Annotated in this window: 27 protein-coding genes; 13 read left to right on the top strand and 14 right to left on the bottom strand. The window is 46.9% G+C overall.

All coding sequences use genetic code 11. The features are described from left to right. Positions 1–14: 14 nt before the first annotated feature. Positions 15–1079, top strand: coding sequence for a 3-deoxy-7-phosphoheptulonate synthase AroG (aroG, locus tag G5S52_RS02345; RefSeq protein WP_165011618.1), 1065 nt, complete (start codon positions 15–17; stop codon positions 1077–1079). 401 nt (positions 1080–1480) lie between these two features. Continuing rightward, a complete protein-coding gene (locus G5S52_RS02340) occupies positions 1481–2932 on the top strand; it encodes an MFS transporter (RefSeq protein ID WP_165011617.1) in 1452 nt (483 codons plus the stop codon). Between the two features lie 66 nt (positions 2933–2998). On the opposite strand, the gene G5S52_RS02335 is transcribed toward G5S52_RS02340, so the two are convergent. The 5 genes from G5S52_RS02335 to folM all read right to left on the bottom strand — a co-directional run bounded on the left by G5S52_RS02335 (position 2999) and on the right by folM (position 6642). Continuing rightward, positions 2999–4147, bottom strand: coding sequence for an amidohydrolase (locus G5S52_RS02335; RefSeq protein ID WP_165011616.1), 1149 nt, complete (start codon positions 4145–4147; stop codon positions 2999–3001). Positions 4148–4327: 180 nt separating this feature from the next. Then, positions 4328–4897 carry a YceI family protein gene (locus G5S52_RS02330; protein ID WP_165011615.1) on the bottom strand — a complete coding sequence of 190 codons (570 nt, stop codon included), beginning with the start codon at positions 4895–4897 and terminating at the stop codon, positions 4328–4330. Then, positions 4894–5433 carry a cytochrome b gene (locus tag G5S52_RS02325; protein WP_165011614.1) on the bottom strand — a complete coding sequence of 180 codons (540 nt, stop codon included), beginning with the start codon at positions 5431–5433 and terminating at the stop codon, positions 4894–4896. The genes G5S52_RS02330 and G5S52_RS02325 overlap by 4 nt, the downstream gene beginning before the upstream one ends. Before the next feature lie 115 nt (positions 5434–5548). Next, positions 5549–5911, bottom strand: coding sequence for a dihydroneopterin triphosphate 2'-epimerase (gene folX, locus G5S52_RS02320; protein WP_002535747.1), 363 nt, complete (start codon positions 5909–5911; stop codon positions 5549–5551). A gap of 17 nt (positions 5912–5928) precedes the next feature. Beyond that, positions 5929–6642, bottom strand: a complete 714-nt coding sequence (gene folM, locus G5S52_RS02315) for a dihydromonapterin reductase (protein ID WP_165011613.1) — start codon at positions 6640–6642, stop codon at positions 5929–5931. 125 nt (positions 6643–6767) lie between these two features. Here folM and G5S52_RS02310 point away from each other — a divergent pair, with 125 nt between their 5' ends. Further along, positions 6768–7472, top strand: a complete 705-nt coding sequence (locus G5S52_RS02310; RefSeq protein ID WP_165011612.1) for an SDR family NAD(P)-dependent oxidoreductase — start codon at positions 6768–6770, stop codon at positions 7470–7472. On the opposite strand, the gene G5S52_RS02305 is transcribed toward G5S52_RS02310, so the two are convergent. Together G5S52_RS02305 and G5S52_RS02300 are read right to left on the bottom strand one after the other, a co-directional pair. Next, positions 7473–7955: a C40 family peptidase gene (locus tag G5S52_RS02305; RefSeq protein WP_165011611.1), complete on the bottom strand. Its 483-nt coding sequence runs from the start codon at positions 7953–7955 to the stop codon at positions 7473–7475. Positions 7956–8160: 205 nt separating this feature from the next. Further along, on the bottom strand, positions 8161–9027 hold the full coding sequence (locus G5S52_RS02300) for a LysR family transcriptional regulator (protein WP_165011610.1): 867 nt from the start codon (positions 9025–9027) through the stop codon (positions 8161–8163). A 116-nt stretch (positions 9028–9143) separates the two neighbouring features. On the opposite strand from G5S52_RS02300, the gene G5S52_RS02295 reads away from it, so the two are divergent. Then, positions 9144–9386 carry a hypothetical protein gene (locus G5S52_RS02295; protein WP_165011609.1) on the top strand — a complete coding sequence of 81 codons (243 nt, stop codon included), beginning with the start codon at positions 9144–9146 and terminating at the stop codon, positions 9384–9386. Between the two features lie 758 nt (positions 9387–10144). On the opposite strand, the gene G5S52_RS02290 is transcribed toward G5S52_RS02295, so the two are convergent. Further along, positions 10145–12142 carry an exoribonuclease II gene (locus tag G5S52_RS02290; RefSeq protein ID WP_165011608.1) on the bottom strand — a complete coding sequence of 666 codons (1998 nt, stop codon included), beginning with the start codon at positions 12140–12142 and terminating at the stop codon, positions 10145–10147. A 237-nt stretch (positions 12143–12379) separates the two neighbouring features. Between G5S52_RS02290 and G5S52_RS23725 the strand changes: the two genes are divergently transcribed. From G5S52_RS23725 to G5S52_RS02265, 6 genes are all read left to right on the top strand, one after another. Continuing rightward, the gene (locus G5S52_RS23725; RefSeq protein WP_235956051.1) at positions 12380–13213 is read left to right on the top strand and encodes a hypothetical protein; all 834 of its coding nucleotides are present in this window, start codon (positions 12380–12382) and stop codon (positions 13211–13213) included. Then, positions 13153–14043 (top strand): diguanylate cyclase domain-containing protein, encoded by an 891-nt coding sequence (locus tag G5S52_RS23720; protein ID WP_235956050.1) that lies wholly within the window; start codon positions 13153–13155, stop codon positions 14041–14043. Before G5S52_RS23725 ends, G5S52_RS23720 begins: the two co-directional genes overlap by 61 nt. A 300-nt stretch (positions 14044–14343) precedes the next feature. Beyond that, positions 14344–16218, top strand: a complete 1875-nt coding sequence (locus tag G5S52_RS02280) for a DEAD/DEAH box helicase (protein ID WP_165011607.1) — start codon at positions 14344–14346, stop codon at positions 16216–16218. A gap of 305 nt (positions 16219–16523) precedes the next feature. Beyond that, positions 16524–17189 carry a cupin domain-containing protein gene (locus G5S52_RS02275; RefSeq protein WP_165011606.1) on the top strand — a complete coding sequence of 222 codons (666 nt, stop codon included), beginning with the start codon at positions 16524–16526 and terminating at the stop codon, positions 17187–17189. A 203-nt stretch (positions 17190–17392) separates the two neighbouring features. Beyond that, on the top strand, positions 17393–19006 hold the full coding sequence (locus G5S52_RS02270) for a sensor domain-containing diguanylate cyclase (RefSeq protein ID WP_165011605.1): 1614 nt from the start codon (positions 17393–17395) through the stop codon (positions 19004–19006). Between the two features lie 237 nt (positions 19007–19243). Then, a complete protein-coding gene (locus G5S52_RS02265) occupies positions 19244–19912 on the top strand; it encodes a methyltransferase domain-containing protein (protein ID WP_002535764.1) in 669 nt (222 codons plus the stop codon). 38 nt (positions 19913–19950) lie between these two features. On the opposite strand, the gene G5S52_RS02260 is transcribed toward G5S52_RS02265, so the two are convergent. Beyond that, complete coding sequence (locus G5S52_RS02260) at positions 19951–20157, bottom strand: DUF3283 family protein (protein WP_002535765.1); 207 nt, start codon at positions 20155–20157, stop codon at positions 19951–19953. 181 nt (positions 20158–20338) lie between these two features. Here G5S52_RS02260 and G5S52_RS02255 point away from each other — a divergent pair, with 181 nt between their 5' ends. Further along, positions 20339–20686, top strand: a complete 348-nt coding sequence (locus tag G5S52_RS02255) for a helix-turn-helix domain-containing protein (protein ID WP_046308250.1) — start codon at positions 20339–20341, stop codon at positions 20684–20686. A gap of 47 nt (positions 20687–20733) precedes the next feature. On the opposite strand, the gene G5S52_RS02250 is transcribed toward G5S52_RS02255, so the two are convergent. The 4 genes from G5S52_RS02250 to pdsR are packed head-to-tail and all read right to left on the bottom strand — an operon-like array spanning position 20734 to position 24969. Continuing rightward, on the bottom strand, positions 20734–21402 hold the full coding sequence (locus tag G5S52_RS02250) for a glutathione S-transferase family protein (protein WP_165011604.1): 669 nt from the start codon (positions 21400–21402) through the stop codon (positions 20734–20736). Positions 21403–21416: 14 nt separating this feature from the next. Then, on the bottom strand, positions 21417–22040 hold the full coding sequence (locus G5S52_RS02245; RefSeq protein WP_165011603.1) for a glutathione S-transferase family protein: 624 nt from the start codon (positions 22038–22040) through the stop codon (positions 21417–21419). Positions 22041–22075: 35 nt separating this feature from the next. Continuing rightward, entirely contained in the window at positions 22076–24277 is a 2202-nt protein-coding gene (gene pdsS, locus G5S52_RS02240) for a proteobacterial dedicated sortase system histidine kinase (RefSeq protein WP_165011602.1), read from the bottom strand. Then, entirely contained in the window at positions 24274–24969 is a 696-nt protein-coding gene (gene pdsR / locus G5S52_RS02235) for a proteobacterial dedicated sortase system response regulator (RefSeq protein WP_165011601.1), read from the bottom strand. Before pdsR ends, pdsS begins: the two co-directional genes overlap by 4 nt. A 224-nt stretch (positions 24970–25193) precedes the next feature. Between pdsR and pdsO the strand changes: the two genes are divergently transcribed. Beyond that, positions 25194–25922, top strand: a complete 729-nt coding sequence (gene pdsO, locus G5S52_RS02230; protein ID WP_165011600.1) for a sortase-associated OmpA-like protein PdsO — start codon at positions 25194–25196, stop codon at positions 25920–25922. A 12-nt stretch (positions 25923–25934) separates the two neighbouring features. Beyond that, positions 25935–26384, top strand: coding sequence for a GNAT family N-acetyltransferase (locus G5S52_RS02225; RefSeq protein WP_002535776.1), 450 nt, complete (start codon positions 25935–25937; stop codon positions 26382–26384). A gap of 1 nt (position 26385) precedes the next feature. Here the strand turns inward: G5S52_RS02225 and G5S52_RS02220 are convergent, their stop codons facing one another. Beyond that, on the bottom strand, positions 26386–26868 hold the full coding sequence (locus G5S52_RS02220; RefSeq protein WP_165011599.1) for a methylated-DNA--[protein]-cysteine S-methyltransferase: 483 nt from the start codon (positions 26866–26868) through the stop codon (positions 26386–26388). Positions 26869–26872: the final 4 nt, after the last annotated feature.

Here is a 26872-nt window from a genome sequence, read left to right as displayed (position 1 = left end):
GCAAGGGTGAATGAATGAGCTTCCATCAAACAGACGATGTCCGAATTAGTAAAATCAAAGAACTTCTGCCGCCGGTAGCGGTACTGGAAAAATTTCCTGCGACTGAAAATGCGTCTGAAACAGTATTTAACGCTCGTCAGGCAATCCATAACATTCTGAACGACAAGGATGATCGTCTTCTCGTTATCATCGGCCCTTGTTCGATTCATGATCCAGAAGCAGCGGTTGAGTACGGTAAGAAGCTGAAGGTTATTCGTGACCAACTGAGCGATAGACTGGAAATCGTTATGCGCGTTTACTTCGAGAAGCCGCGCACAACAGTAGGCTGGAAAGGCCTTATCAATGACCCGTACTTGGACAACAGCTTTAAGTTGAACGATGGTCTGCGTATGGGACGTAAGTTGTTGTTGGATATTACAGACATGGGTCTTCCAACTGCAGGTGAGTTTCTCGATATGATCACGCCACAGTACATGGGCGACCTTATCAGCTGGGGTGCCATTGGCGCACGTACCACTGAATCTCAGGTTCACCGTGAGCTGGCATCTGGTTTGTCTTGCCCGGTAGGCTTCAAAAACGGTACCGATGGAAACATAAAGATTGCGACTGATGCCATTCGCTCAGCAGAATCTCCTCACCACTTCCTGTCTGTGACTAAATTCGGTCACTCAGCGATTGTGGAGACTGCAGGTAACGAAGATTGCCATATTATTCTCCGTGGCGGCAAAGAGCCAAATTACTCTGCAGAGCACGTTGCAGCAATCACTGAACAACTGGATTCCGCTAAGCTGCGCAACAAGCTGATGATCGACTTCAGCCATGCGAATAGCAGCAAGCAATACAAGCGTCAGCTAGTTGTTGGTGAAGATGTAGCAAATCAAGTCGCTGGTGGTAACGATGCGATCTTTGGCGTGATGATTGAAAGCCACCTTGTAGAAGGACGTCAGGATCTGGTTGATGGCCAAGCACCTACTTATGGCCAAAGCATCACTGATGCATGTATCGGCTGGGACGACACCGAGAAAGTGTTAAATATTCTGGCAGATGCTGTTCAAGAGCGTAGAGCTGCCAAGAAGTAAGCTTAGCTAACTTCATCAAACCTTGAACCGCCGAAGTCTTGTGACTTCGGCGGTTTTTTATTTGTCTTTTAGTTTGCTCTATTCAAGCGACTTCAAAGCCTGTAGAGGTTATCTGCGGTCTTTATTATGAGACTTGTTACTTGGTATTACATAAAAAATCGCTTGCTAACGACGGAACAGAAAAATAGCGCGATGAGCCGTAAATTCAGCACATAATCGTGCAATCAAACTGTAATTAAACGCCTTTCCAACAGCATTTCTCACTGCCACTATTTGCAACCAAAGAAAGCGCTTTCAAAATGTAGTTTTAGAGATATATATCGTATGCGTGTAATTTGCTGAGTTTTAGCTTAGCTAGGTAGTATTCGATAACGGCATTTACATACGGTTAACATTTCGATATGTCACAACAAATAGAAAACACAGCAGGTGAACTTCACGACGCAAGGGAGAGCGTTCCAGTCCTTCAGAAAGGAGCTTATGGCGCAGGTACACTGACGCTTAATCTTCTTCCGGGGGCGTTAGGGGTATTCTCTTTCTTCCTTATTACCGCCTTCGGCATGGATCCTTTTCTGGCAGGTTTGCTGGGCGGCCTCCCAAGGTTGTTTGACGCGATTACTGATCCCATCATGGGCTTTATCACTGATAACACTAAATCACGCTGGGGTAGACGACGTCCTTATATTGTCGTTGGTGCGATCTTGAGTGGCGTGTTCTTTGCCATGCTTTGGCAGCTGGACCCTGAAGCATCACAAGAGTACAACTTCTGGTATTTCCTCATTTTCTCTTTGATCTTCACTATCGGTAACACCATGTTTGCAACACCGTTTGTTGGTCTGGGTTATGAAATGACCTCTGATTACAACGAACGTACGCGTTTGATGGCATTTGCAAATACCATGGGTCAGGTGGCTTGGATGATTGTACCTTGGTTCTGGGTACTTATCGCTGACCCTGATTTGTTCAGCAGCCAGGCAGAAGGCGTGCAGCAATTGTCACTGTTTGTCGCAGGTGCTTGTATCACTCTGGGTATTCTTCCTGGTCTGTTCTGTAAAGGTATTGATGCTTCAGACATGGGTAACCGCGCTGAGATCTCTTTCAAGACGATTTTCTCTAACTTGAAGGAAGTCTTTAAAGGCATTAAGCAAGTTTTCAAAAACAAACCTTTCGTTCGTCTTTGTGGTGCAACCTTCTTGGTCTTTAATGGCTTCCAGCTTGTTGCGTCATTCAGCTTCTTCATCATCGTGTTCCACATGTTTGGTGGTGACTATGGTGCAACAGGTACGTGGCCTGCATGGTTCTCAACGGTCAGCGCGATTGTTACCGCGTTTGTTGTTATCCCTGTAATTACCTGGATGGCAAACAAATGGGGTAAGCGCAACGCGTTTATTATCTCCACTGTTATTTCAATTGTTGGCTATGGCCTTAAATGGTGGGGCTTCGACCCAAGCAATCCTTGGATGATCTTTATGCCTATTCCACTGATGTCTTTCGGTATCGGCGGTTTGTTTACGCTGATGATGAGCATGACGGCTGACGTCTGTGACATGGATGAATTGGACAATGGCATGCCTCGTAAAGAGGGAACGTTCGGTGCAATTTACTGGCTGATGGTTAAGATTGGTCAAGCACTGGCGCTTATCCTTGGTGGTCTTGTATTGAAAGTGGTTGGCTTCGATCCAGGCGCAGGCGCGCAGTCTGTTGAAACCATCACTAACCTGCGTCTTGCAGATATTATCATTCCAGCGTCTACCGCATTCCTGGCGATTCTGGTTATGTGGAAGTATGACCTGACTGAAGAGAAAGCACGTGCAATCAAACAAAAGCTGATTGAGCTGCGCGGCGAACTGTAATTCTCATCAAGCATGAATTAAGCGAGGCTTTGGCCTCGCTTTTTCGTTTTGGGAGAATAAATAAAGCTAAATAGCTTGAATAAAATCTTGCGATTTCAATCCGTTCATATCCCGAATGATTTGCTCAAAGATTTTACTGGAGACATCGATCAAGGCATCCGGGAAGTCATAGTGAGGATCGTGCAGTGGTGGATGCTCAACGCCGCTACCAAGGCCGAAAAATGCCGATGGCCAGGTTCTGGAATATTCTGAAAAATCTTCTGACCATCTCATTGGCACATCGAGGTCGTTGTGAACAAACCCCAGATCTTTACATGCCTGCTTAAGAAGCATGTTTGCTTCGCTGTGATTGATGATGGCATTGAATTTATCGAACCATCCAATGTTGAGCTCAAGTCCATCCCTTCCTGAATAATGTCTTGCCATGCTTTCAACCTGATAACAGAGAGATTCAAAACACTTATTGCTGTCGCTTCGAAGCGTTGCCATCACCGTTGCTTGTGCCGGCGTCGTTCCGAAGGCTGGCTGGCCAAGGTTGACATGAACGATGGTCGCAAGCGCAAAGCTGCTTGGAAAAGCAGTTGGCAGTTTTTCAATATCATCCATCAGAGCTTTTAAGGCTGGAGTCGGATTGACCGCTGTTTCTGGGTAAGCTGCATGGGCTGTTTTGCCTTTCAGTGTGATAGAAACGCCGGCAGACGCGCATGCGAAGGTGTTTTCCCGACATAGGATTTGCCCTAGCGGGTGTCCCGGCACATTGTGATACCCAAAGGCATAATCGACTTTTCCCTTGTCCCAACTTTCATCATCCAGCATGGCTCTGGCTCCTTGGCCATTTTCTTCTGACGGCTGGAAAATAAGGGTGATTTTGCCTCGCTGGATGTCCGATTTGGACAAGCGGTAAGCCAGCGCCATCAAACTGGCCGAATGACCATCATGCCCACAGGCGTGCATGACGCCGGCGTTACCAGAGCAATGACTGTGTAAGGCCACTTCATGAATGGGTAATGCATCAGTATCGGCGCGGAATAAAAGATGGGGTCCTGGCTGGCTGCTCTCAAGATGTAATACTATCCCATGTCCACCGATACTAACCTGAGGATCGTAGCCAAAGCTTCGCAATGTATCCGCAATCAGTTTTCCAGTTTTGTCTTCAAAACCAGAGAGTTCAGGCATTTTATGTAACTGGTGTCTAAACAGGATAGGATTGAACATGATTCCCCCTACAGCCGGAATTAAGCTCCACACTGTACGCTCTGAAGCACGTGATTTATGTGATCGAAGTCAGATCTGCGAGGGCATGGTGATCAGAGTTGTTATTCGTATCGTTTGTGCTTAACAGGTAAAAAAATGGCAGGTAAAACCTGCCATTTTTCTAAATATAATTTGCCAGAATTACTTGCGGACACCTTCTACGTGCAGCTCCATATCTACGTAGCTTGATGGACCCATAACCGCGATACCGTAGTCTTTCAGTTCAAGACGAGTGGTACCTTCAAAGCCTGCGCGGTAGCCACCCCACGGGTCGCTGCCAGCGCCAATGAAGTTTGCAGCGATCGAGATAGGATTAGTTTTGCCGTGAAGCGTCAGGTCACCATTGATGGTGATAGAACCATCACCATTGTCTTTTACTGAAGTACTCTTGAACGTTGCCGTAGAGAATTTCGAAGCATTGATGAAGTCACCGCTACGGATATGCTTGTCTCGCTCTGCGTGGTTTGAATCCAGACTGGTAGTATCAATATTTACAACAACGGTTGATGCTTCAATATTGGCAGGGTCATACGAAAACTCACCATCAAAGTCGTTGAAACGACCTTTAATAAAGCTGTAGCCGAGATGAGGTACTTTGAAATTAATTGATGCGTGAGCACCTTTGGTGTCAATCACGTAGTTGTCGCCAACCGCCATTGTTGGCAGCATGGCAGCTGCGGTCAGTCCCAGAGCAGCAAGAGTCTTTTTCATAACGATTTGTCTCCAATCATTTTCCGTAATGTATTGTCTTTGTCTATGTAGTGGTGCTTAAGTGCCGCTGCCGCATGAAGAACAGCTAAACCTATCAATGTAAAGGCAGCGTAGTAGTGGATTGCGCCCGCAATATCTGACTGATTCGGGAATAGCTCACCCAGAGCCGGTACTTCAAACCAGTTAAATACTTCAATGGCTCTACCATCTGACGTAGAGATCAGATAACCAGATGCAAAAATGACGAACAACAACACGTAAATAAGATGGTGAGCAGCGTGTGCCCCCGCACGTTCGAGACGATTTCCCTCTATTTGAGGGGTGCCTTTTACTATGCGCCAGACCAACCTGAATAAGGTTAAACCCAAAAGGAGAATGCCGATGGATTTGTGCCAGTAGGGAGCGGTTTTGTACCAAGTGCTGTAGTAAGTGAGGTCAACCATCCATAGACCAACAGCAAAAAGGCCGATAACGACCAAGGCTGTCAGCCAATGGATGGCGCGCAAAACAGCATTGTACTGCGAAGGTTGTTCCATCTTACGTTTGTGTCCAATCAAATAAGTTAATGAGAATTATAATCATCATTAACTGTAGGTGAACCGGATACAACTGAACGAGTTATTCGAAAATTTCGATGGAACTCTGTCTACATTACTCTTCTTGTTGCCAACTTAAACTTAGAGACACAGAGTCAGCGAAGCGCAAGGCATGTGGCTTATCTATTGTGACGCTGGCAAACGTTACCCAATGATGAGAGCGAGAAATCTCTAACACACTGGAGACCAATTTTTCCAACAGTAGGAAACGGCCATTTTCGACATGGTCGATGATAGATTTGGTGATCACTTTGTAGTTTAGTGCTTCTTCTACATTGTCATTCATACAGGCTTTATCGCCTGGATAGTGGATCTCAATGTTTAGTACGACGTCCTGTTTCTTCTCTTGTTCTTCAGGGTTGAAGCCAATAAAGGTACGCAGGCGAAGATTTGTAATTTTGATAATGGCATTTTGCATAGCGCAGCCTCCGTTAGTTATTTGAGTGCTCGACCGCCATCCAAATTGATGCTTTGGCCGGTCATGTAGTTACTGTTCATGATAAATTCGACGGCGTTCACCACTTCTTGTTCGCCAGGCGCTATCGCCATCAGTGATTTAGACAACGCTTTCTTTCTGTAAGCCTCGTCATCGCCTTCATTAAACATGATAAGCGCTGGAGCGATGCTGTTGACTTTGACACTCGGCGCCAATTTCTGTGCGAATGAAAGCGTCATATTGTCCAATGCCGCTTTACTTGCCGAGTAGGCGATATGTTTCTCGCTACCTTTGCGCACGACGTAATCTGTAAAATGAATAATGTCTGAACCCGCCGTTGAGTCAGTCGCCATAAAGGGAGACAAGGCGAGGTTAAGCAGATATGGCGTTTTGACGTGTATCTGCATCATGTCATCCAGCAGGGCGGCATAGTCATTGGTTTTACTCTCGGCATTCCAGTCTGATGCGTTGTGGATCAACGTACGGATCTGAATGTTCTGCTCAGCGACTTCCCTTGCGAATTGATGGATCGCGACATCGGCTGAAAAGTCGGCCTGAATACAAGTGACCCCCATTTCCCGCAAGGCAGTCACACCGGGTTTTTCCGAACGATATGACGCGATCACGTGAAAACCCAAAGCCCGAAAATGGCTCGCCAGCGCAAATCCGATACGCTGACCAGCACCAGTGATCACAATTGTTTTATCAGTCATATAACTCTTATAGCGTTTGATGTGCGGAACCCAATACGAATGCCGATCAGAAAAGATCAGAGTTGGGTGATGATAATCCTAAAATCAGTAGGTTAGATTCTAGCAGAACGGCGAGTGAGGGAAGGATGCAAAAGAGCGTATTGGTGGTTGGCTCACACGGAACTATTGGAAAAGCGATAGCCATTCAGTTGCAGGACTTGGGATATAGGGTACTGACACTGAGTCGAGTAGAAAGAGAATCAGACAACCACCTTAGCCTTTCCATGAGTAACCCAGAAAGCGTGGCTGTTTTGTCTCGTTGGCTTGAAGGGCGTGTTGAGGGTTTGGTAGGGGTCATTCAGTGTGCTGGCCTTCTCCATCTGGGCGACAAGAGGCCCGAGAAAAACCTCATGCAACTTAGCGGTGACTGGCTCAGTCAGTCAATGAATGTGAACGTGATGAGTCATGTCCACGTTGCACAGGCATTGGACGGGTTTGTAAAGCGTCACTCCAAGCTCCGTTGGTTATCGCTAAGCGCCAAAGTTGGCAGCATTGAAGACAACGGTTTGGGAGGCTGGTACAGCTATAGAATGTCTAAAGCCGCCCTAAATATGTTTATCAAAAATCTTGCCATTGAATGGGGAAGGAAAGCGCCAGGATCCACAGTGATTGCTATGCACCCTGGAACCACGCCGAGCACACTCTCTAAGCCTTTCACTGCAAATTGGCCGAAAGATAAACTGTATAGTCCTGAACTCACGGCAAAAAGAATCGTCACCGTGTTTGAGCATATGACGCCTGAAGGGTCAGGAAAACTCTATCATCACGACGGTTCAGTGATACCTTGGTGATTATTGAAGAGGGTAGCGTCGGACGTCGATGACTCTTGCAGACCAATAGGGGTTATCGACACGGGAAATCGTGACGCCTTTTGAGGAAGAAGCGTGCATGAACTGTTTTTCGCCAATATAAATCCCGACATGATAGCGGGTAGAGCCAGTCTTGAAGAAAATCAGGTCTCCATGATCTGCGGTTGCCAGAGAAATTTTATCGCCGGTTTTGATCTGTTGTCTTGTTGTTCTGGGGAGTGAATGCTCGTATACGGCGAGAAAAGCTTGTTGGGTGAATGCGGAGCAATCAATACCTCGCTTGGATGCACCACCGTAGCGATAAGGCGTGCCTTCCCATTCCTCAAAATATGCAAATAACGCAAGGCTTTTTGATGTATCTAAGTCAGAGCCAGAGGGCGCTAACGTCGTAGGACGATTGGTTTCGTGGTATGACGAATGGTCTGGACGATTTTCTGCAGATGTCGGCGACTCGCAACCCGTCATGAATAGGGCAGAAAAAAACCAGTAAAGAGCATCCAGATTCTCGGCATTGGCATGTTCACCTATAAAGCCGCGTTTGTTCTACAGGGAAAGTTCATGATTGCTGTGCAACGTAATGTTCGCTGATTTCTATTGAGTTTATTGACAGAAAAATGACTGTGCAATGACGTTTCACTCATGCTTTTACGTAAGTCTCAAGTCTAAAACTCTATGCAGCGCTCTGGTTTCTCCGTACGTACCACTCGGTGATGTAATCAGCCAATGCAAGAACTGCAGGTTCATTCGCGCCGGGTTTGACTGCTATTCCATTTGCAATCGCCGTTTCGAGAGAGTTGGAATTCACATGCTCAAGTAAATCCATTTTTTCGGTGACCGAACAAGCGGCGATCAGAGAGACAGCCATACCAGATTCAATGGCCGCATTTAAGCCGTGGAAATCAGCTGCGGTGAGAACGACTTGGTGAGAGATGTTTTCACGATTTAATAGTTCCAACGCGAGCCGTCCCCAACGACAGTCACTTTCTATCGCCACAGGTAAGGGGTTGTCTTTGCAGTAGCTCACATGGCGCGACTTCGCCCAAACCAGCCTTTCCGTAGATAACTGGGTAACGGGGTATAGGTCGTCATGAATATTCACTAGGGCGAGGTCTAGTCGTCCATCCTGAACCTGCTTCAACAACCGTTGGCTGCTGTTACTTTGTACGGATAGCTGTAGATTTGGATAGCGCTCAGTAAATCCATTCAGGACGCGTCTGAAAATCAGGTTAACGTAGTCATCGCAAACACCGAATTTCACCATGCCGTTCATATCCGGGCTATGGAAATGTGCGACAGCTTGATCATTGAGGTTAAGCATTTGACGGGCATAACTGACCAAGGTTAAGCCATGAGAAGTAAGAACATGCCGCCTTCCTTGTTTCTGGAAAATCGACACGCCCGCTAACTCTTCAAGCTTTTTCATCTGCATGCTCACAGCTGATTGCGTTCTGTGAACGCTGTCAGCAGCCGCTGCGAAGTTCCCGCAATCTGCTATCGCTACCAAGGTACGAAGTTGGTCAATGTCGAAATTTGTCATTACTTCAACTCCTTTGAAGTATTGTGAAAGAAATATTGGCTTTTCTGATTAATTAAATTGATTAAATATTGAACTGTCAAGAAGGAAAACAATGACAACGTCAGGGGAGAGCAGGCATGGTAGTAAAAACAAATGACAGTGATTTAATCAGTGATGACCGGCGGGGAATCCATCGCTTCGTACATCAAGGCGAGATTGTCGCCAGACTGATTCATGGGTTATGGCGCTTTAATCGCAAACATTTTTTGATTGAAGATCTTTCTAAAAATCTAGATGACGAACGATTTCTAAAAGATGTTGGTTTGACGCGGGCACAAGTAGAAAAAGAAATACAGAAGCTTCGTCACAGTAAAATATAAGAATCGAGTCCTTGGATGCTTCCAACTATCCGACCGCACGCCAGTCTGGTGCTGCGGTATTTTTTTGCCCCATCGATCCTTCAGTAACATCACAAATAATGAGTGCTCAACTGATTTGTGTTGTTAATACAACTGAAAAAGTCTGCTGTTTTAATGGCCTCTGAGATGTGAAAGATAACCGCCTGAATCTATAGGCGTGTTTTGTACTAAAAATTTGGCAGGTCAGGATTTGGCTGACTACACTTTTAGTAACCCAATGAATATGAATCAGTTTTTGTTATCGCTGTGGATGTGGGTTTTGACAAAAACTTTACAACTGCACTGGTTTTATGTGATTATTGTCACCATTGATGTCGACCATATTGCTTATGCTGGTATAATATTGCGACGCAATACAAATTAATGAGCGATAGAAGACTAAGCAATGTCTCTCTCGTTCAGTTGCTTTTCAGCAACACTTGGTAAGATTTTTTTCATAACAATAAGGTTTGTCGTTAGGCAAATCATTGGACACAAACAGTCACTGAGCTTTGGTTTGGCCGCCGACAACTCAATGATTGGTCCAATTTTGGCGTTACTGCATAGCTGGACTTTACATTCGCTTGCTGCATGAAAAGTCAAATAAGTAACCGATACCCGGCTTCCATGGACCGGGTTTTTTATTACCTGAATCTAGGGGCTACCGTCAAAGCCACATTGGAAAACATGAAAACAAAAAAGCCAGACTGATGTCTGGCTTTTGTCATTTTGGAGTGTGATTACTCGCTTTTGGCTGATTCTGCTTCCACTTTTTCAGCAATCACTGCGAATTCGCGGGTTGGTTTACCAACGATCGAACGGGTAGGTTCTTTGACTTCAGCCAGAACGACTTCAATGGTATCGCCAAGCTGGAACTCTTTCACGCCATCAACAGAAATGGTGCCAGCGTCGCCATTACATTCGATGCGTTTCTTATTGTCCACAATCAGTGGCGCTGGAATGAACGCCATTGCGCCATTTTCCAGCAAACGAACACGCATGCCTGCACGGTTGATATCAAAGATCTCTGCGTTATATGTCGTTTTCTCGGCAACGCAGTCTTTAAGAAGGCGGACATATAACCAATCTGCTACATCGCGCTCTGCCATGCGGTGGTGTCTACGGTGCAATGCCAATTCTTCACCGATCATCTCGTCTGGTGTTTGAGCAGCGTCTTCACCACGAATAATGGCTTTCAGAAGACGGTGGTTGACCATGTCGCCGTATTTACGGATTGGAGATGTCCACGTGGCATAAACATCAAGGCCCATGGCGAAGTGTGGCGCTGGAGCGTTACCAATTTCACTGTAAGACTGATACTTACGGATGCGGTTATCCAGATAAGTGGTTTCCTGCTCGTTCAACCAACGACGCAAAGCACTGAAACCTTCGATAGTTGCGAGCTGTTCAGCAGTCACGTTGCCGCCGTGACCGTTGATAAGCTCAATTGCATCCGCCATTTTCTCTGGGTGGAAGCCAGCATGGGTGTTGAATACGCCGAAACCAAAATGTTCACGAAGGGCACGTCCAGCACAAATGTTTGCCGTGATCATTGCTTCTTCTACCATGCGATTTGCAATACGACGAGGATCAACGTGAATCGCGACAACGTCGTTATCTTCGCTTAGCTCGAAGCGGTAGTCAGGGCGGTCTGGGAAGGTCACAGCATTTGCTTCACGCCATGCCATGCGCGCTTTAGCCAGATTGTGTAGCGCATTCACTTGTTCAGCAATGACCTCTGATGGTTGCCATTTCTCACAAGAACCAGTTTCCAGAAGATCAGAAACATTGTCATAAGCCAGGCGGCCTTGAGACTTAATGGTAGCCGAGAAGAATTGCGCATCTTCTGAGATAGTGCCATCTGCTAATAGGGTAACGCGGCAGCATAGAGCAGGACGAATTTCTTCGTCACGCAGTGAGCACAAGTCGTCACTCAGTTCGCGCGGCAACATTGGAATATTGCGGCCCGGCAGATAAATAGTGAATCCACGTTCACGCGCTTCTTTATCCAGATCGGTGCCTTGAGCGACATATGCCGTTGGATCTGCAATCGCAATGGTCAGCGTGAAAGTGCCATCTTCGTTTGCCACTGTATGCAGCGCATCGTCCATGTCTTTGGTGGACTCGCTGTCGATAGTAATAAAAGGCAGGTGGGTCAGGTCTTCACGAACCAAAGATTCGTCCAGCATCTCCCAGCTAGGCTGTGGTGCCGGTTCTTGGTTTGGCAGATTATGTTTAGCCAGAGTGACCCACCAAGGCGCGATCTTGTCGTTGGCATCTGTGATTTTTTCACTGATTTCACAGAAAAAGTTGTTGTCGCCTTTCAATGGGTGTTGAATCAGAGTAGCGACGACCCAGTCACCTTCAGACAGTGCGTCACGGCTCAAACCTTTTTGGGTTTTTGCGCGGATGGCATCTTTGAGTTGAGGGCTATCAGGCACGACATTCAGTTTGTCGCGGATCATTTTTACACGGCCAATAAAACGCTCTACCGATTGTTCAATCAGTTCGTCTGGCTCAGCCACTTCTTTTTCTTTTTCGGTGCGGATAAGCGCGACGACTTTATCGCCATGCATGACTTTTTTCATGTATGCAGGCGGAATGAAGTAGCTGGTTTTACTGTCTACTTCGAGGAAGCCAAACCCTTTTTCGGTTGCTTTGATCGAACCTTCTTTTTTAGGAATGGTCTCTTTGATTTGCTGCTTTAGCTGTGCAAGTAATGGATTGTCTTGAAACATTAGCCTGGTCTCAGATTGTGAACCGCCACACTATACGGATTCAGTAGCCCAAAACCAAGTCATCACTCATTAAACCTACGTGACGATATCTGTTGCGCCTTAGCGCAAACTGAGAGGTAAGTCATCGAAATGAAATAAGAATAACCATTTCTCTCGCAAACTTGATGTAACGAAGAGGCCATATTCAACATCAATGACAAAATGACACTTTCGTAAAAGGATGTAACGGTTTGGCGTATGGAAAGTGCTGAAGTGCAGCAAAGGTGTACAGCTGAAGATGTGTCGAGCACGCTGGATAAATGGTGTGAAGACATCTTTAGCCGCCTGGTCTGTGAAAACGGAATCAGCAATATTGCTCTGTTTGTATTAGTTGATGATAAGCTGAAGCTCATCGCCAGCCAGACACAGGATGTATTTAACTTTTACCCTGCCTTCAAACCCTGCGAAGAATATAGTGGTTACTATATTGACTGGGAATCTCTCGCCAACAAGCACAAACAGCATTTTTCTTTTATTTCCGAACTGGCGTTTAACGGCGGTTGGCAGCAAGACAACCAGCTCTGGGAACATGCCGTCATTCCTCTTTATAAAAGAGAGCATCGGCTTGGGTATCTGCTGGTTGAGGCTGAAACATCAACCCGTGAACGCAGACTGTCCGAAAAAGGCTTTGACTGGGTGCGAGAAAATGTCGACACGCACCTGAAATGCAAAATCCTTGCGCATCGTCTAAATCAGCAAAACGTCAATAGCCGTAAAAGCGAACTCGACCTCGCGTTGCACAATCACACGCTTGCTTCGCAACTGGGCTACCTGAAAAACCTGCATGAAATTTCCCTACGGTTTACCAAAGCCACTACCATTAATTCTTTATGTCGAATCGCTGTCGAATTAGGGCGGGATAAGCTGCAAATTGATCGTATGGGTATTTTTCTGTGTGATGTGGAAACCCACAAAATGTGGGGAACTTGGGGAACCGATCCTGATGGTCAGGTGGTAGACCGTTCCGAGTTTTGCCAGGAAATGCCGAATACGCTTTTTATGGAAGAAGCTTTTACCAAAAAAATGAACTGATCGTAAAAGAAAACGTGCCCCTTTATTTTGGAAAGGAGCAGGTGGGTATTGGCTGGAATATCATGATGGCGATGTGGGATGGTGACGAGTGCATTGGTTGGCTGGCTGCAGATAACCTTCTATACCGGACCCCTCTTGATGAACCGAAAAAAGAAGCGATAAAACTGCTTGCCGCTTCAGTTTGCCAGAAAATCGTGAAGCTTCGGCACACAGAAGCTTCTGACGCCCGATACGGTCAGCTTGTTACCATCAATAGTAAGCGCGAATCTGAATTAAAGGCACTCAAGCATAAGTTGTTTGCCAAGAAGCGAAATGAACGCTGGATGGGCATCACCGACCCGGATACGGGCTTGCCGAATGCTTTGGCAATGCAAATGGCATTGCCGGGGTTGTTAAAACAGGCGAGAAAAGAAAAACTGCGGATTGCGGCTTTGTCTATCGATATTGATTGCTTTGCAGGATATCGAAAATTTTATGGCGACATGGCTGCGACAAATTTAGTCAAAAAGCTGGCTGATGTGATGGAAAGACAGGTGGGTTCGCATCTTTCGGGAATGTTTGCTTATTCGTCACCGGGAACATTTTCTCTTCTTTTACTACATGATGATGATTTGATGCTGCGAGAGGTCGCGGAAAACATGGTGCATGGTGTCTATCATCTCAATATTCCTAACAAACCTTCAGCGAATTACCAGCGTGTGACCCTGAGTCTTGGCATGACCCTGAGCTCGGTTTCCGTCTTTACCCGAAAACTTAAAATCATGAAACGCGCAGAGAAACTGAAAACAACTGCGATTAAGTTGGGACAAAATAGGGTTTGTCTTGACTAAGAAATCCAACCTCACTATAACGTCCTGCCTGAAATAACAGCAATTTGTTTTCGAAATAGGCGTTTGCAGTCAAAAAGCCATCAGTCGTAGAAAGAATTGTGAACTTGTTCAATTTTTTCTGGCTTTTTTTGGTCTAGTGGCGCAGAATGCACGCCTTATTTGTCGAGGCCCGTAGCGTTAGATACTGTTACAGAGAGTAGGAAGTCACTTAGTTCTGAGTAGTGACCCTGTATCAGTGAATAATAACAGTGCGAAACCGCTAGCAGGGCCCCGTTTTTTTTGTCTATATATTGGATCCCAATGCAAGATACTGTTACTGAATTTCGCCAGTTAGATCTGGCTGAAAACATTCTTTCTGCTCTTGACGCAATCGGCTTTGTAGCGCCGACTCCTATCCAGGCAGCTTCAATTCCTCTACTTCTGACCGGTGTGGATGCACTCGGTAAAGCACAAACAGGTACCGGTAAAACCGCGGCATTCTCTCTGCCTCTGTTGAACAAACTGGACCTGAAACAGCACAAACCACAAGCGATTGTTATGGCTCCAACCCGCGAACTGGCAATTCAGGTTGCGGCGGAAGTAAAACAACTTGGCCAAAACATCAATGGCTTGAAAGTTCTCGAAATCTACGGCGGCGCGTCAATCGTTGACCAAATGCGTGCTCTGCGCAGCGGCGCTCACATTGTTGTTGGTACCCCAGGCCGTGTTAAAGACCTGATCAACCGCGAACGTCTGCAGCTGGACGAAGTACACACTTTCGTTCTGGATGAAGCTGACGAAATGCTGAAAATGGGCTTCGTTGACGACGTTACCTGGATCATGGAGCAAGCGCCAGAATCAGCACAACGTGTTCTGTTCTCTGCAACCATGCCTCCAATGGTTAAAGAAATTGTTGACCGCTTCCTGCGCGAACCTGCTCGTATCGACGTAGCAGGCAGCAACCGTACTGTTGAGAAAGTTGAACAGCAGTTCTGGGTTGTTAAAGGCGTAGAGAAAGACGAAGCGATGTCTCGTCTGCTTGAAACTGAAGAAACTGACGCATCTATTGTATTCGTGCGTACCCGTCAGGACACCGAGCGTCTGGCTGATTGGCTAAGCGCGCGTGGCTTCAAAGCCGCTGCACTGCACGGTGATATCCCACAGTCTCTGCGTGAGCGTACTGTTGATCATATCAAACGTGGTGTTATCGACATTCTGGTTGCGACTGATGTTGTAGCACGTGGTCTTGATGTGCCACGTATTACTCACGTATTCAACTACGACATCCCATTCGATGTTGAATCGTACATTCACCGTATCGGTCGTACAGGTCGTGCGGGACGTGCAGGTAAAGCAATCCTGCTGGTTCGTACTAACCAAATCCGTATGCTGCGTACCATCGAGCGTGTGACATCTACCCGCATGGAAGAAATTCAACTTCCACTGCGTGACAAAGTTGCTGAAGCGCGTCTGGCACGTCTGGCTGCTGATCTACAAGAGCAGAAAGAGTCTGACAGCATTGAAGCGTTCGTTGGTCTGGTTGAAAAACTGCAAGAGCAAATCGATGTAGATGCGGCAACACTGGCTGCAATGCTGCTTCAACGTCAGCAAGGCAAACGCCCGCTGTTCTACAACGGTCCTGATCCAATGATCGCAGCGATGGAGCGTGACAGCCGTCGTCGTGAATCTCGCCGTGATGATCGTGGTCCACGTGATCGTTCAGAGCGTGGTGAGCGTCGTAGCTACAACGCAGCAGATTGGGATACTTACCAATTGCAAGTTGGCCGTGATCAAGGCGTTCAAGTTAAAGATATCGTTGGTGCAATTGCTAACGAACTGGGTCTTGAGAAGCAATTCATCGGTTCAATCAAGCTGGCAACAGGTCACACTTACGTTCAGCTGCCGAAGAAAATGCCAAAAGAAATCCTGGGTCAACTGAAGCAACTACGCATTCGCCAGAAAGCAACTGATGCACAACTGGTTGAGGGTCACGTTGACATGTCTCCACCACGTCGTCGCAATGGCGGTGACCGTAACGGTGGTGGCGAGCGCGGTCCACGTCGCTTTGATGACCGTGGTCCTCGTGGTGGCAACCGTGGCGAAGGTCGTGGTGATCGTGGTGGCCGTCGCTTTGACCGTGACCGTGGTGGCGACAAACGCTCTTTCCGTGGTGAGCGCCGTCACGCTGACGCATAATCTGCCCGATTAGCCATTCAATATCCCAAAGCCCGCTTTTAAAGCGGGCTTTTTGCATTTGTGTGGCTTTGAAATATTTACTTACGTATTTGCTAAATCAATAGACGCTGTTCCAAGGATTGGGACGAGGCTGTCAGATTCACACTGCTATATTGTTGAAACAGCAAGCCGAAACTGGGCGTTAATCCTGTAACCCACGCTCCATCATTGATGTAGTTTGGGTAAAGATTCGCGTGACTGATTCCAGAAATTTAAACAATCTGGGTTAGGTCGTGTAGGTTGTTTCCCTGTTTGAGGACTGTTTTATGCTGAATATGCAGTTTGACCAGCGGGTGATCATAGATACCAGCGATATGGACTGGCAGCCATCGCCTTCGGGTGGTGTGTTTCGTAAGCCTCTCGCTAGAGAGGGAGCCGAACGTGGGCATGCCACCAGTATTGTGAAATACGCACCCAAGTCTTCCTTTTCTCGTCATGAACATCCATTGGGAGAGGAAATTCTTGTCCTTGAAGGCATCTTTTCTGATGAAACAGGGGACTATCCGGCAGGTACCTACATTCGGAACCCTCCCGGATCTTCCCATACGCCCTATAGCGAAGTTGGATGCACCTTACTGGTTAAACTTCATCAGTTTTCAGCTAACGATCGCAATCAGGTACGAATCAATACGCGTTCGGAAGAAGATTGGATAGAAGGTCAGGGGCGCTTGTTGATGCTCCCACTTCATGAATTTAATGGCGAACAGGTTGCCATGATTCGATGGCCGGCGGGACAGCACTTTTTCAATATTTCCCACTTCTGCGGTGAAGAGGTATATGTGCTTGAAGGGGAGTATCGTGATGAATTTGGCAGATATGGGCAAGGAACCTGGATCCGAAATCCGCATATGTTCGAATACAACCCATACGCAGAAGAAGACACATTGTTATGGGTAAAGGTTGGACACCTTCCTTACCCCGGTGTCAGTTGAAAATAGATGGCTGGTTGAACACAGAAGAATGTACAGATTAACCAACGACGATTGATATCATTGCATGTTTTATCTGCATGGACGTAAATCTGAGACAAATGTCTTCGTGGTTTATCGCTAGTATGTTGGTTGAGTGCAGGGCTCGTACTTATGAGCCTTTTTCTTGAAAGTGCCTCAGTGGCAACAGGACATGACAGACTCGGATGTTTCAGACAGACAGCCCCTTCCAGATGCAGTTTTTTGAACTGGCACCTGTACCCATGGTGATTATCAATGACCTCGGCGAGATCATTCAGAGTAACCGTGAGTGTCAGCAGCTGTTCCAGATTATGCCAGATGAAGCCAACATCGACGGCTATCTCACCACGGCTACGTGGAATGAAGTTATCCGTTACTTTCAGGTCGTTTCCCAAGCGGTAAAGCATGAGCCATTTACCAAAGTTGTTCGCCTGACAAGAAGCAAAGACACTTACATCCTCAAAGTGAACCTACTCAATACGGTTCCCAGCAACATTTATATTGTGGCATTAACCCTTTACTATCCTGATGATGAATTGAATGAAGCCCTTCAGGAACGCTTACCTATGGGCATGGCGCGCGTGGATACCGAAGGCCGTTTTATCAGTGTGAATCCAGCGTACTTGGCCATGTTGGGTTATCAGGATGAAGAGATTCAGTCACTGACCGAATTTGATCTTACCTATCATTCAGATGCAAACAGCGAAAAGCCGCTGCGCGAAAACCTTACATTGAGTTCAGGTAACCAGTACAGGGTCGACAAACGTTATCTTCACAAAAATGGGCATCAAATCTGGGTGCGCACTTTTGTTTCTTCGATTAACTGCAAGTACACCAACCAACAGCAGTTTCTGATTGCTGTTTTGGATATCCATGAAGAAAAACAATTGCAGGAAGCCATTGCCACATCAGAGCGACGGTTTCGAGCGATCGCTGAGAATGTCAGTTCCGTGGTGTGGATTTCTGCTGCGGATCCTGCGCGTCTGTTTTACGTCAACAAATGCTACGACACTATCTGGGAAGAGAAAGTCGAAGTTCTTTATCACGATCCTCGCGCCTTCTTAAACAAGATCCATCCCTCTGAAAGAGAGATGGCAGAGAGCACACGTTTTTCCGCATCAACTGACTCTTGGAATATTAACTATCGACTGTTGTTTGATGACGGCAGGGTGAAGCACATCCGCGACAGCGGCAACTGTGTTTTTGATGGAAACGGTGAACTGATTTATCGCGTAGGCACACTGACTGATATCACCGCAGAGATTGACCAAAGGGATACCGTGGTTGTGATGGCGAAAAAGCTGCGGGAAATGGTGGAATACGATTCGCTGACCGGTATCAAGTCACGTCATGCCATCATGACGGACATACAGGACGCTTATCAGGAGTTCGATAAGACCAGCGATCCATCTGTGCTGGTTTATATCGATGCCGATGGTTTTAAGAACATCAACGATTCTTACGGGCACGACGTAGGCGATAAAGTCCTGAAAGCGATAGCCGGACATTTAACTTCAAATATCCGTGACTCCGATGTTGCTGGTCGAATTGGTGGTGATGAATTCGTTGTACTGCTTAGACACACCGCTAAAGCAGAAATCCCACACATTCTTGAGCGCCTGAAATGTGACATTGAGAGTGATGGCCTTCCGGAAGGTGTCAATGTGTCGATAAGTCTTGGAGCGATTGAGCTTTCAGAGAAAGTTGTATCAGCAGAACAATGGCTTAGCGAAGCAGATAAAACCATGTATCAGCACAAACGGTCGCGAAAGAAAATGCGCCTCAGTCGAAAGCATTAGAAATGACCTCTTCACAGCTATTCTATGTTTTACCCAGATAATCTGAACGTTACTGACTCACCGCCATTTATCATTCCTCGTTAACTCGTTGATTTTCTTTTTCTGACAACACTGATGGTAACGAGAATCTCAGTCTTCTAAGACTTTTTTCTGATACCTATTATCTGTTTCGTAAATGAGACAGTTGAGTGTAACGCTTCCGAGTATTCTCTTTGTTGAATAACAGAGGGAATGGTCATGCAGAGTGTTGTAGAGGTCTTTGGTACCGCGCTTGCCAGCTATTACAACGGCAATAAATCAGGAAAACTGATTGTAAGGGAAAACAATGGTACATCCGTTATCCCGACATCAGATTTCTTTCGCCGTCCGGAAGATGTCGCCACCGACAGAATTGCGTTGTCTTATTGCCGCCGGAGCGTGTTAAACGTGGGTGCAGGCAGTGGGGAGCATTCTCTTTACCTGACAGCTAAAGGCATCAAGGTTACCTCGATAGACAGTTCACCAATCGCCTGCGCGATCATGCACCAGCGAGGTGTGCCATCAGTGGTATGCGGGCATCTGTTCGATCAACACCCTATGTTTGACCGCACCTTTAGCTGGCTGGCACTTCGCGGTGTGATTGGTCAGCTGGGAAATATTCGAAATTTCTTTCACTTTCTGAATCTGGCGCACCGTAATTTGTATCCAGGCGGCAGATTGATTTTAAGCTCAGAAAACCTTCGTTACGAAGGTTATCGCACACGTCATTTGACGTTTGAATTTGACGGGAGAGTGAGTGAGGAAGTGCCGTGGTTTGATATCGGCATGTCTACGCTCCGAAGAGTGGCAGACAGTCATAACTTTAACTGTCGCATCGTTTACTGTGATGACAGCAATAAGTACGTGGCTTTGCTGACAAAACGGTAAACAAGACTTTTGCTAAGTGGGTATGGAAAAATGGGGCTTTAAAGCCCCATTATTTTTGAATACTTATCTACGCAATCTACAAAATGCGCGCGTTCATTTTCATCTGAAATGTCTCTTGCCTGTTGTGCAAGTACGCTTCTCTCAGCCAGCGCATTTTTCACCTGCCACACCGAATAAGCGGCTTGCTTATCAAGTTCAATTTTTTGTTTTTCATCAGGTGGCAGCAATGCAAGGTTATGGCTCATGGTAACTCTCTCTTTGTCATAATGTGCCTAGAATGAAATGAACGATCAGGCAGGGCGATAACATAGCGAAGAGCACCAGTTTCGACAAGTGTTTACGCCGCACTTACGCCTCGCTGACATTAAGAAAGCGCTTCATCGTTATGATTTTGTCTATGGAGAGGTAGGTAACAAGCGGGGATTTATGGAATTTACCTATCATGACAGGCAGACACTTTATGACGCGTGGATGTCTTACAAAGCGAAATTACGAATCACCCAAATTGAAATGGCCAAACGCCTTGGGGTGAGTCAGTTGGACTTCTCAAAGACCATGCGCGGTGATGTTCCAATGGATCGAAACTTCGTTTTCCGTTTCTGTAAAGAGATGGGGTTGGATCCTGGTAGCTCACTACCCAGTCTAAAAGACAACAAAAACATCATGAATAACGGACCGATAGTGGTAAGAACCTCTTTAACCGTTGATGGCACAATTGCCAAGGTCGAATATTCAGGCGACCAAGTGTTTATCGAGTACGTGAAAGAAATTTAAAAAGCCGTCCTTCGGGACGGCTTTACTGTTTCTGGAGAAGAGAGATTTTACTTCGTTACCATCTTAGAGATTTGTTTTGCTTTCTCTTCGTCTGACAGATTAGATGGAGGAGGAACCAATAAACCCTTCTGGCAAGCTGGTCTTTGTGCCAACTCATCAACCCAGCGTTGCAAGTGCTCAAGACCGGAGATATCGACGCCACTCCATTCATGAATACGAACCCATGGCCAGGTCGAAATATCTGCAATTGTGTATTCGTCACCAGCCAAATAACGATTATTGGCCAATTGACCATTCATGACCTCGAACAGGCGACGCCCTTCGTTTTGGTAGCGCTCTATCGCAGCAGGAATTTTCTCAGGGAAGTAACGATAGAATACATTAGCCTGACCCATCATTGGCCCAACACCACCCATCTGGAACATCAACCATTGCAGCACTTGGCTTTTCTTCTTTGGTTCGCTAGGGAGGAATTTTCCCGTTTTTTCTGCGAGATAAATAAGAATTGCACCTGACTCGAAAACTGCGAAGTCATCGTTGTCTTTATCAACAATCGCTGGAATACGTCCGTTGGGGTTAATCGCCAGATATTCAGGTTTCTTCTGATCTGCGGCCATCAAATCAAGCGCGTGGTACTCATAAGGCAGCCCCATTTCTTCAAGGGCAATCGATATTTTGTAGCCATTCGGCGTTCCTGCAGTGTAGAGCTCAATCATATTTTCAATCCTTGTTATTTCGAGTTGGCTTCGATGAATGCTTCTCGTTGACTGACTTGCTTATACCAACGCTGAATAGAAGGCATACTGTCATCGATATGAATATCAATGTGCTTAATAAAATCTACCATGACATGAGCGGAAATGTCCGCGACGGAAAAATGCTCCCCGGCCAGATAGGTTGATTGCGAAAATCTCTCTTCCAATACTGGCAAAAACTCGATGTTTCTTAATTTACTTTCTTCACCCCAGGCTTCAACACAGCGCTCGCGGTCACTGTATATGCCAGTAAGATTTCTAAATGCTTGGAAGGCAGTAAAGAGACCTTGAAGTTCGACAATTCGGTTCCACATTTCCACTTTGCCGATTTCTGCTGGCGTAGAACCGAACAAACTGTGATCAGTTGGGAAAGCGGCATCCAAATAACGGCATATCGCAATGGACTCACAGATCGTTGTGCCATCGTCTAGCTCTAAGAAGGGGATGCGTCCGTTTGGACTCATTGTTTTAAATTTGTCTGTTAGGTTTTCGCCGCCACGAATATCGACATGCACTGAAGGAATATCTATTTTCTTTTCAGCAAGAAAAAGTCTAACGCGCCGTGCGTTAGGTGCTGGTGCAAACTCATGTAGTTTCATGGACATTCCTTCTGTTGTTTTCCCTGATTGTATACTCAGCTCGTTTGGGTAGATGGGAGTGGCAGCCAAACCGTAACGTTCACGCCTTTGCCATCTGGTCGATTGGTTATCGAGAGCCGCCCTTGATGGAACTCCGCCACCAATCTGGCTACATACAAACCCAAACCAAGGTGTGGCTTGTCTGATTTATGCTTTTCCTCCCGAACAGAGACCATGGAACCGAGTAACTGATTTCCCATATTTTCAGGCAATTGAGGTCCAATGTTAGAGACTGTGATGCGAGCCATGTTGTCGTGAATCAGCATGTATATTTCGACATTGGTGTCTTGCTGGTGGAACTCAACCGCGTTGGCAACCAGCTTATCCAAAAGCTGTGCGATGTATTCTGGTACGCCGGACATCTGGTAGTTGCCGTTTTTGATGTGCAGAGTAAAGCCTTGGCCAGGGTAAGCATACTCGTAGCCCTGGACGCAACCGGATACCACTTTGTCGAGCGGAAATTCTGTGTGCTCGGCATGTTCAAAGCTCTGTTCCAAACGGGTCGCTTCCGTCATGCTTGAGAGAATGGTTGCCAAGCGGGTTACACCTTCCTGAGCGCGTTCGATATAGCGAAGCTGGTCCTCTTCTTTGGTCACAAACGCTAGGTTTTCCAAGGAAGAACGCACAACCGCGACGGGGGTTCTTAGCTCGTGTGACAAACTGGACGACATTTTCTCGAGATATGCATTGTAGTCAGCGAGGCGCGTGACCATGGTGGATAGAGTGCGGGATAAGTCTCCGATTTCATCTTTGCTGGTCGCGGGTTCCAACTGATGCATAACACGTCCTTGTGAGTCGATGGCGCTCTCTGCGTCATCACGCAGTTTCCTGACACGTCGGGAAATATGAGACCCAAAAAGCAGAAGTACAACCACGCCAGTACAAATAACCGCAAGCAAGACATTAAACAGTTGCTCCAGCGCTTTGTTACGCAGTGTTTTAATGCCTTTTGTGGTCTCTTCAACGACAACAGCACCGACGACGGCTTCACCAACTTTTACAGGGTAAGCTGCGGAAAGAATGGTGGTGCTTTCATCGGGTGTCAGGCGCCAATTTGCGTAAGGGCGACCAATCAGTGCCTGCTGCACTTCAACGCCACGGAAGACAGCAGCATTGTGCATCGCATCAATGACCTTTTCTGGTGGGCGCTCAAGCAATCGGTAGTAGAAAGGGTTAAGAATGTTGTTTTGAATCCAGCCCATCAATCCACTTGGCGCTTCCTGATACTTGATAGTGGTTTCCCATACACCGTTGGCAGATTGCAGATCGCCTGCTTTTGCAAGTACCCGGCCGTGTTGATCAACCACCCAAACTCTCGAGCTGCCATCGTTCATTCGCGTCAATACGCGCTCGATTTCTGGGGAGGGAACAAGGAGAGTGCCGAGGGTTTCGGCGCTTCTTGGGTTTGACGTAGCGAGTATGGTTTCAATATCGCGATTGTAACGATTGGTCACGTCGTAGTAGGCGAAACTCAATTTTTCGCCGACCAACCAATCAGGAATGGCCAGCTCGATAACATGCCCTTGTGCGGTTTCCTGCCACCAGCCATTGATGGCTTCTGATAGAAAAGTATGCTCCGTATCATCAATCGTGTTTTCAATGAGATAAATATCTGCTTTGCCACTTTTATTGGCAGTGACCGCGTAACGTTTTAGCTCTCCTTGCTGCGTAGTTAATGTGACCACCAGATGATCGTTGCGGTCAATTCTGGCAGTATTTTCGCGTCTGAGTATCGGAGTTTTATCGACGATATCGATCAGGGCGTAGAGGTCGTCTCCATCGCTGGCCATGATCAAATTAAAGTTCAGTTCGTTCCTTTGATAAGGTGTTCGGCTGAAAATGACATGCGCGTCTGCATAGTTCACGCGATGCGTCTGATAGCGATCCCAATCTAAGGTTGCTCCATCGATATCGATGGGAGATTTTAATGCAAGGGCATAGAGGTCTTTGCCTTCTTCCAGCCTTGGCTTGGTGTTTTGTTGGCGTTCGAACAGTTCAGGCTGTTGATTGAGTGCCATTGAAAAGGCGCGGGCAGATCCCATCAGGGTTTGTTCCTGACCTTGCCTGAGCACATTTTCCAGCTCCCACACGTAGTTGTAACCAATAAAGGGCAGCAAGAGTAACAGGCCGCTTAACAGCACCACTTTTGTGCGGATGCCTGACAACCAGCGCCACACCTTTTCGGTGATGAACTTCATTTTGTGCTGTCCCAGCGATAACCCATGCCATACACAGTGTCGATATGGTCAAACGTGTTATCCAGCGCGATAAACTTCTTGCGGATGCGCTTGATGTGAGAGGTAATGGTGCTGTCATCGACGACCACATGCGCTTCTCGCATCAAATCCTGACGACTTCTCACGTGGCCTGGTCGCTTCGCTAGCGCATGAACCATCCAGAACTCTGTCACGGTCAGATCCACCGTTTGGTCTTTCCATTTAACCTGCATGCGGTTGAGATCAAGTGTGAGGTTATCGCGTTCTAACAAGGACTCTGTTTGGGTCGAAGCGAGACTCAACAGTTCGCTGCGACGGAAAAGAGCGGCAATGCGCGCCATCAGGTGAGGGAGGCTAATGTCTTTTGTCAGATAGTCATCAGCACCCATTCGCAGGCCGACAACCGTGTCTATATCGCTGTCCCTTGCGGTCAGGAAAATGATCGGAAGGGTGGCGGACATGGCTCGTAGCGACTGACAAAGCTGAAAACCTCCATCAATCTCTTCTTCCAAACCGATATCGATAATGGCTAAATCTGGCAGGCGTTGCTTAAAGCCTTCTTCAGCATCAGGGCGGTTGGCATAGGTAGAGACCGAATAACCTTGTTTACGCAATACATCTGCGTAGTTCTCTCGAATGGCTGGTTCGTCTTCAACAATAGCGATACGTTTCATTTTTATTCAGGTAATCAAACAGTAGATGATTTGACTATACCGTAATTCGTGCGTTGAAAAAGGGGTACAGGCCGAATCAGGGCAAAAGCCATTTTTTTGCCACAATTGCCCCGAGCATTGCCTTTTTTGTTCCCAGCCAGTGCCATTTTGCCTTGTTTTAATGACCTCATCGAAACGACGAACGGGTTCTCCCTTCAAAACCTGAAATGGATGAGGAAATAACAATGAACAAGATGAATAAAACGCTGGCTGCAATCTCTCTGGTTATCCCTATGACTGTCTCTACGGCGTATGCGGCAGACCAAACGCTGAACGCAGAGCGCGACCAAACAACGGAAATGATTGGCTTTGGTGGCGGTGCGGCATTGGGGGCGGTGATTGGTGGTCCTGTTGGAGCTATCGCTGGTGCAGTTGTAGGTGGTTTAATAGGCCAGGTGGTGAGTATCGATGAGCAAAACGAACAGCAGGCGAATGTGATTGCAGACATCAGCGAACAAAACGCGCAATTAGAAACCTATCGCTCCCTATATGCGGAAAACGAAATCGAACTGGCAAAACTCAAAGCCGAAATGAACGAGAAAGAAATCGCAATGGAATTGGCGATGGATATTCAATTTCGCACTAATTCATCAGAAATTGAGCCACACTTCCGGTTACAGCTCGATGAAGTGGCGGCTTTGATGCGCCAGCAACCTGATGTGCAGTGGGATTTGGAAGGACATGCCGATGTGCGTGGTGATGAAGAATACAACCTGAAACTCTCGCAGCAGCGTGTTCAGGCTGTCTATGACTACTTGGTGGAGCAGGGTGTAGCTCCTTCGCAGTTGGCTCAAACCGCATTTGGTCATCAACTGGCATTGGAAAAAGAAGGTGACCGCGAAGGTTACTTCTTTGACCGCCGCGTGAGCCTGCGTTCTGTGTCAGATGCAATGCCCACTGCAAACAACCAGTAAAAGGAGCTGGAGATGATTATTCGTCCGGCAACATTGGAAGATGCAGAGCGCATTAATGCGCTCTGCCATACCCTTGGCTACCCTTCTGAACTCGAAGGCACCGAGCATCGCTTAGAAAAGATCATGACCCAGCCACGGGATGCACTGTTTGTGGCTGAGCTATGCGACATGGTAGTGGGTTTTATTGCCGTGCATACCGTTGATGTGGTTCACGATGATATGCCTTGGGGAAGAATTTCATCCATGGTCATTGATGAAAACTTTCGAGACATGAGTATTGGCAAGCAGTTACTCGAACATGCTGAAACATATCTTAAGAAACAAAATTGCCATCGCATTGAAGTAACAAGTCATATCAGTCGTGAGGAGGCGCATGGGTTTTATCTTCACTTGGGTTACCGCATTACGCCCCTTCGGTTTATCAAATTACTGGCTCAACGTGTGCTGGTGGCAGCGAGTTAAGCTACTTCGCCATGGCCTGTTCATGCTTTAGCAGCCAGGCCTTGGCATCCAGTCCTCCTGCGTATCCTGTCAGCTTTCCGTTCTTTCCAATAACGCGATGACAGGGAACAATAATCGCTACAGGGTTCTGACCATTTGCAGCACCGACAGCGCGGGAGGCTTTGGGTCTGCCAACGTCTTGAGCCAATTCTCCATAGCTTCGGGTTTCTCCCGCCGGAATGGATTGTAATGCCTCCCACACTTCACATTGAAAGTCAGTACCCAATAGATCCAAAGGCACATTAAATTTGACGGCTTCCCCGGCAAAGTATTTTTCCAGCTGGGAAAGAGCGGCTTCGAAAGGTTCACGGGCGATGATTTCTTCATCAGAGACCGGAATGTCGTATTTGTATTCTGGCAGCGAAAGGGAAGTCAGCCCTTTATCTGAAGCGGTAAGGGTAATGGTGCCAAGTGGCGAGTCGTATTCATATCGGTACTGTTTCATGAAA

The organism is Grimontia sedimenti (genome assembly GCF_011045095.1).
Classification (GTDB): Bacteria; Pseudomonadota; Gammaproteobacteria; order Enterobacterales; family Vibrionaceae; genus Enterovibrio; species Enterovibrio sedimenti.
The sequence above is the reverse complement of the archived record's forward strand: the minus strand, read 5'-3'. Positions and strand labels throughout refer to the sequence as shown.

What these genes read in the sequence shown, in the direction of transcription:
- G5S52_RS02340 (WP_165011617.1), top strand. Translation starts at nt 1,481, where the DNA reads ATGTCACAACAAATAGAAAACACAGCAGGTGAACTTCACGACGCAAGG.
- G5S52_RS02280 (WP_165011607.1), top strand. Translation starts at nt 14,344, where the DNA reads ATGCAAGATACTGTTACTGAATTTCGCCAGTTAGATCTGGCTGAAAAC.
- G5S52_RS02270 (WP_165011605.1), top strand. Translation starts at nt 17,393, where the DNA reads ATGTTTCAGACAGACAGCCCCTTCCAGATGCAGTTTTTTGAACTGGCA.
- G5S52_RS02310 (WP_165011612.1), top strand. Translation starts at nt 6,768, where the DNA reads ATGCAAAAGAGCGTATTGGTGGTTGGCTCACACGGAACTATTGGAAAA.
- G5S52_RS02245 (WP_165011603.1), bottom strand. Translation starts at nt 22,040, where the DNA reads ATGAAACTACATGAGTTTGCACCAGCACCTAACGCACGGCGCGTTAGA.
- pdsR (WP_165011601.1), bottom strand. Translation starts at nt 24,969, where the DNA reads ATGAAACGTATCGCTATTGTTGAAGACGAACCAGCCATTCGAGAGAAC.
- G5S52_RS02330 (WP_165011615.1), bottom strand. Translation starts at nt 4,897, where the DNA reads ATGAAAAAGACTCTTGCTGCTCTGGGACTGACCGCAGCTGCCATGCTG.
- G5S52_RS02265 (WP_002535764.1), top strand. Translation starts at nt 19,244, where the DNA reads ATGCAGAGTGTTGTAGAGGTCTTTGGTACCGCGCTTGCCAGCTATTAC.
- G5S52_RS02325 (WP_165011614.1), bottom strand. Translation starts at nt 5,433, where the DNA reads ATGGAACAACCTTCGCAGTACAATGCTGTTTTGCGCGCCATCCATTGG.
- G5S52_RS02275 (WP_165011606.1), top strand. Translation starts at nt 16,524, where the DNA reads ATGCTGAATATGCAGTTTGACCAGCGGGTGATCATAGATACCAGCGAT.
- G5S52_RS02335 (WP_165011616.1), bottom strand. Translation starts at nt 4,147, where the DNA reads ATGTTCAATCCTATCCTGTTTAGACACCAGTTACATAAAATGCCTGAA.
- G5S52_RS02255 (WP_046308250.1), top strand. Translation starts at nt 20,339, where the DNA reads ATGGAATTTACCTATCATGACAGGCAGACACTTTATGACGCGTGGATG.
- folX (WP_002535747.1), bottom strand. Translation starts at nt 5,911, where the DNA reads ATGCAAAATGCCATTATCAAAATTACAAATCTTCGCCTGCGTACCTTT.
- G5S52_RS02220 (WP_165011599.1), bottom strand. Translation starts at nt 26,868, where the DNA reads ATGAAACAGTACCGATATGAATACGACTCGCCACTTGGCACCATTACC.
- G5S52_RS23725 (WP_235956051.1), top strand. Translation starts at nt 12,380, where the DNA reads ATGGAAAGTGCTGAAGTGCAGCAAAGGTGTACAGCTGAAGATGTGTCG.
- G5S52_RS02225 (WP_002535776.1), top strand. Translation starts at nt 25,935, where the DNA reads ATGATTATTCGTCCGGCAACATTGGAAGATGCAGAGCGCATTAATGCG.
- pdsO (WP_165011600.1), top strand. Translation starts at nt 25,194, where the DNA reads ATGAACAAGATGAATAAAACGCTGGCTGCAATCTCTCTGGTTATCCCT.
- pdsS (WP_165011602.1), bottom strand. Translation starts at nt 24,277, where the DNA reads ATGAAGTTCATCACCGAAAAGGTGTGGCGCTGGTTGTCAGGCATCCGC.
- G5S52_RS02300 (WP_165011610.1), bottom strand. Translation starts at nt 9,027, where the DNA reads ATGACAAATTTCGACATTGACCAACTTCGTACCTTGGTAGCGATAGCA.
- G5S52_RS02295 (WP_165011609.1), top strand. Translation starts at nt 9,144, where the DNA reads ATGGTAGTAAAAACAAATGACAGTGATTTAATCAGTGATGACCGGCGG.
- G5S52_RS02260 (WP_002535765.1), bottom strand. Translation starts at nt 20,157, where the DNA reads ATGAGCCATAACCTTGCATTGCTGCCACCTGATGAAAAACAAAAAATT.
- G5S52_RS02250 (WP_165011604.1), bottom strand. Translation starts at nt 21,402, where the DNA reads ATGATTGAGCTCTACACTGCAGGAACGCCGAATGGCTACAAAATATCG.
- G5S52_RS02305 (WP_165011611.1), bottom strand. Translation starts at nt 7,955, where the DNA reads ATGACGGGTTGCGAGTCGCCGACATCTGCAGAAAATCGTCCAGACCAT.
- G5S52_RS02290 (WP_165011608.1), bottom strand. Translation starts at nt 12,142, where the DNA reads ATGTTTCAAGACAATCCATTACTTGCACAGCTAAAGCAGCAAATCAAA.
- aroG (WP_165011618.1), top strand. Translation starts at nt 15, where the DNA reads ATGAGCTTCCATCAAACAGACGATGTCCGAATTAGTAAAATCAAAGAA.
- folM (WP_165011613.1), bottom strand. Translation starts at nt 6,642, where the DNA reads ATGACTGATAAAACAATTGTGATCACTGGTGCTGGTCAGCGTATCGGA.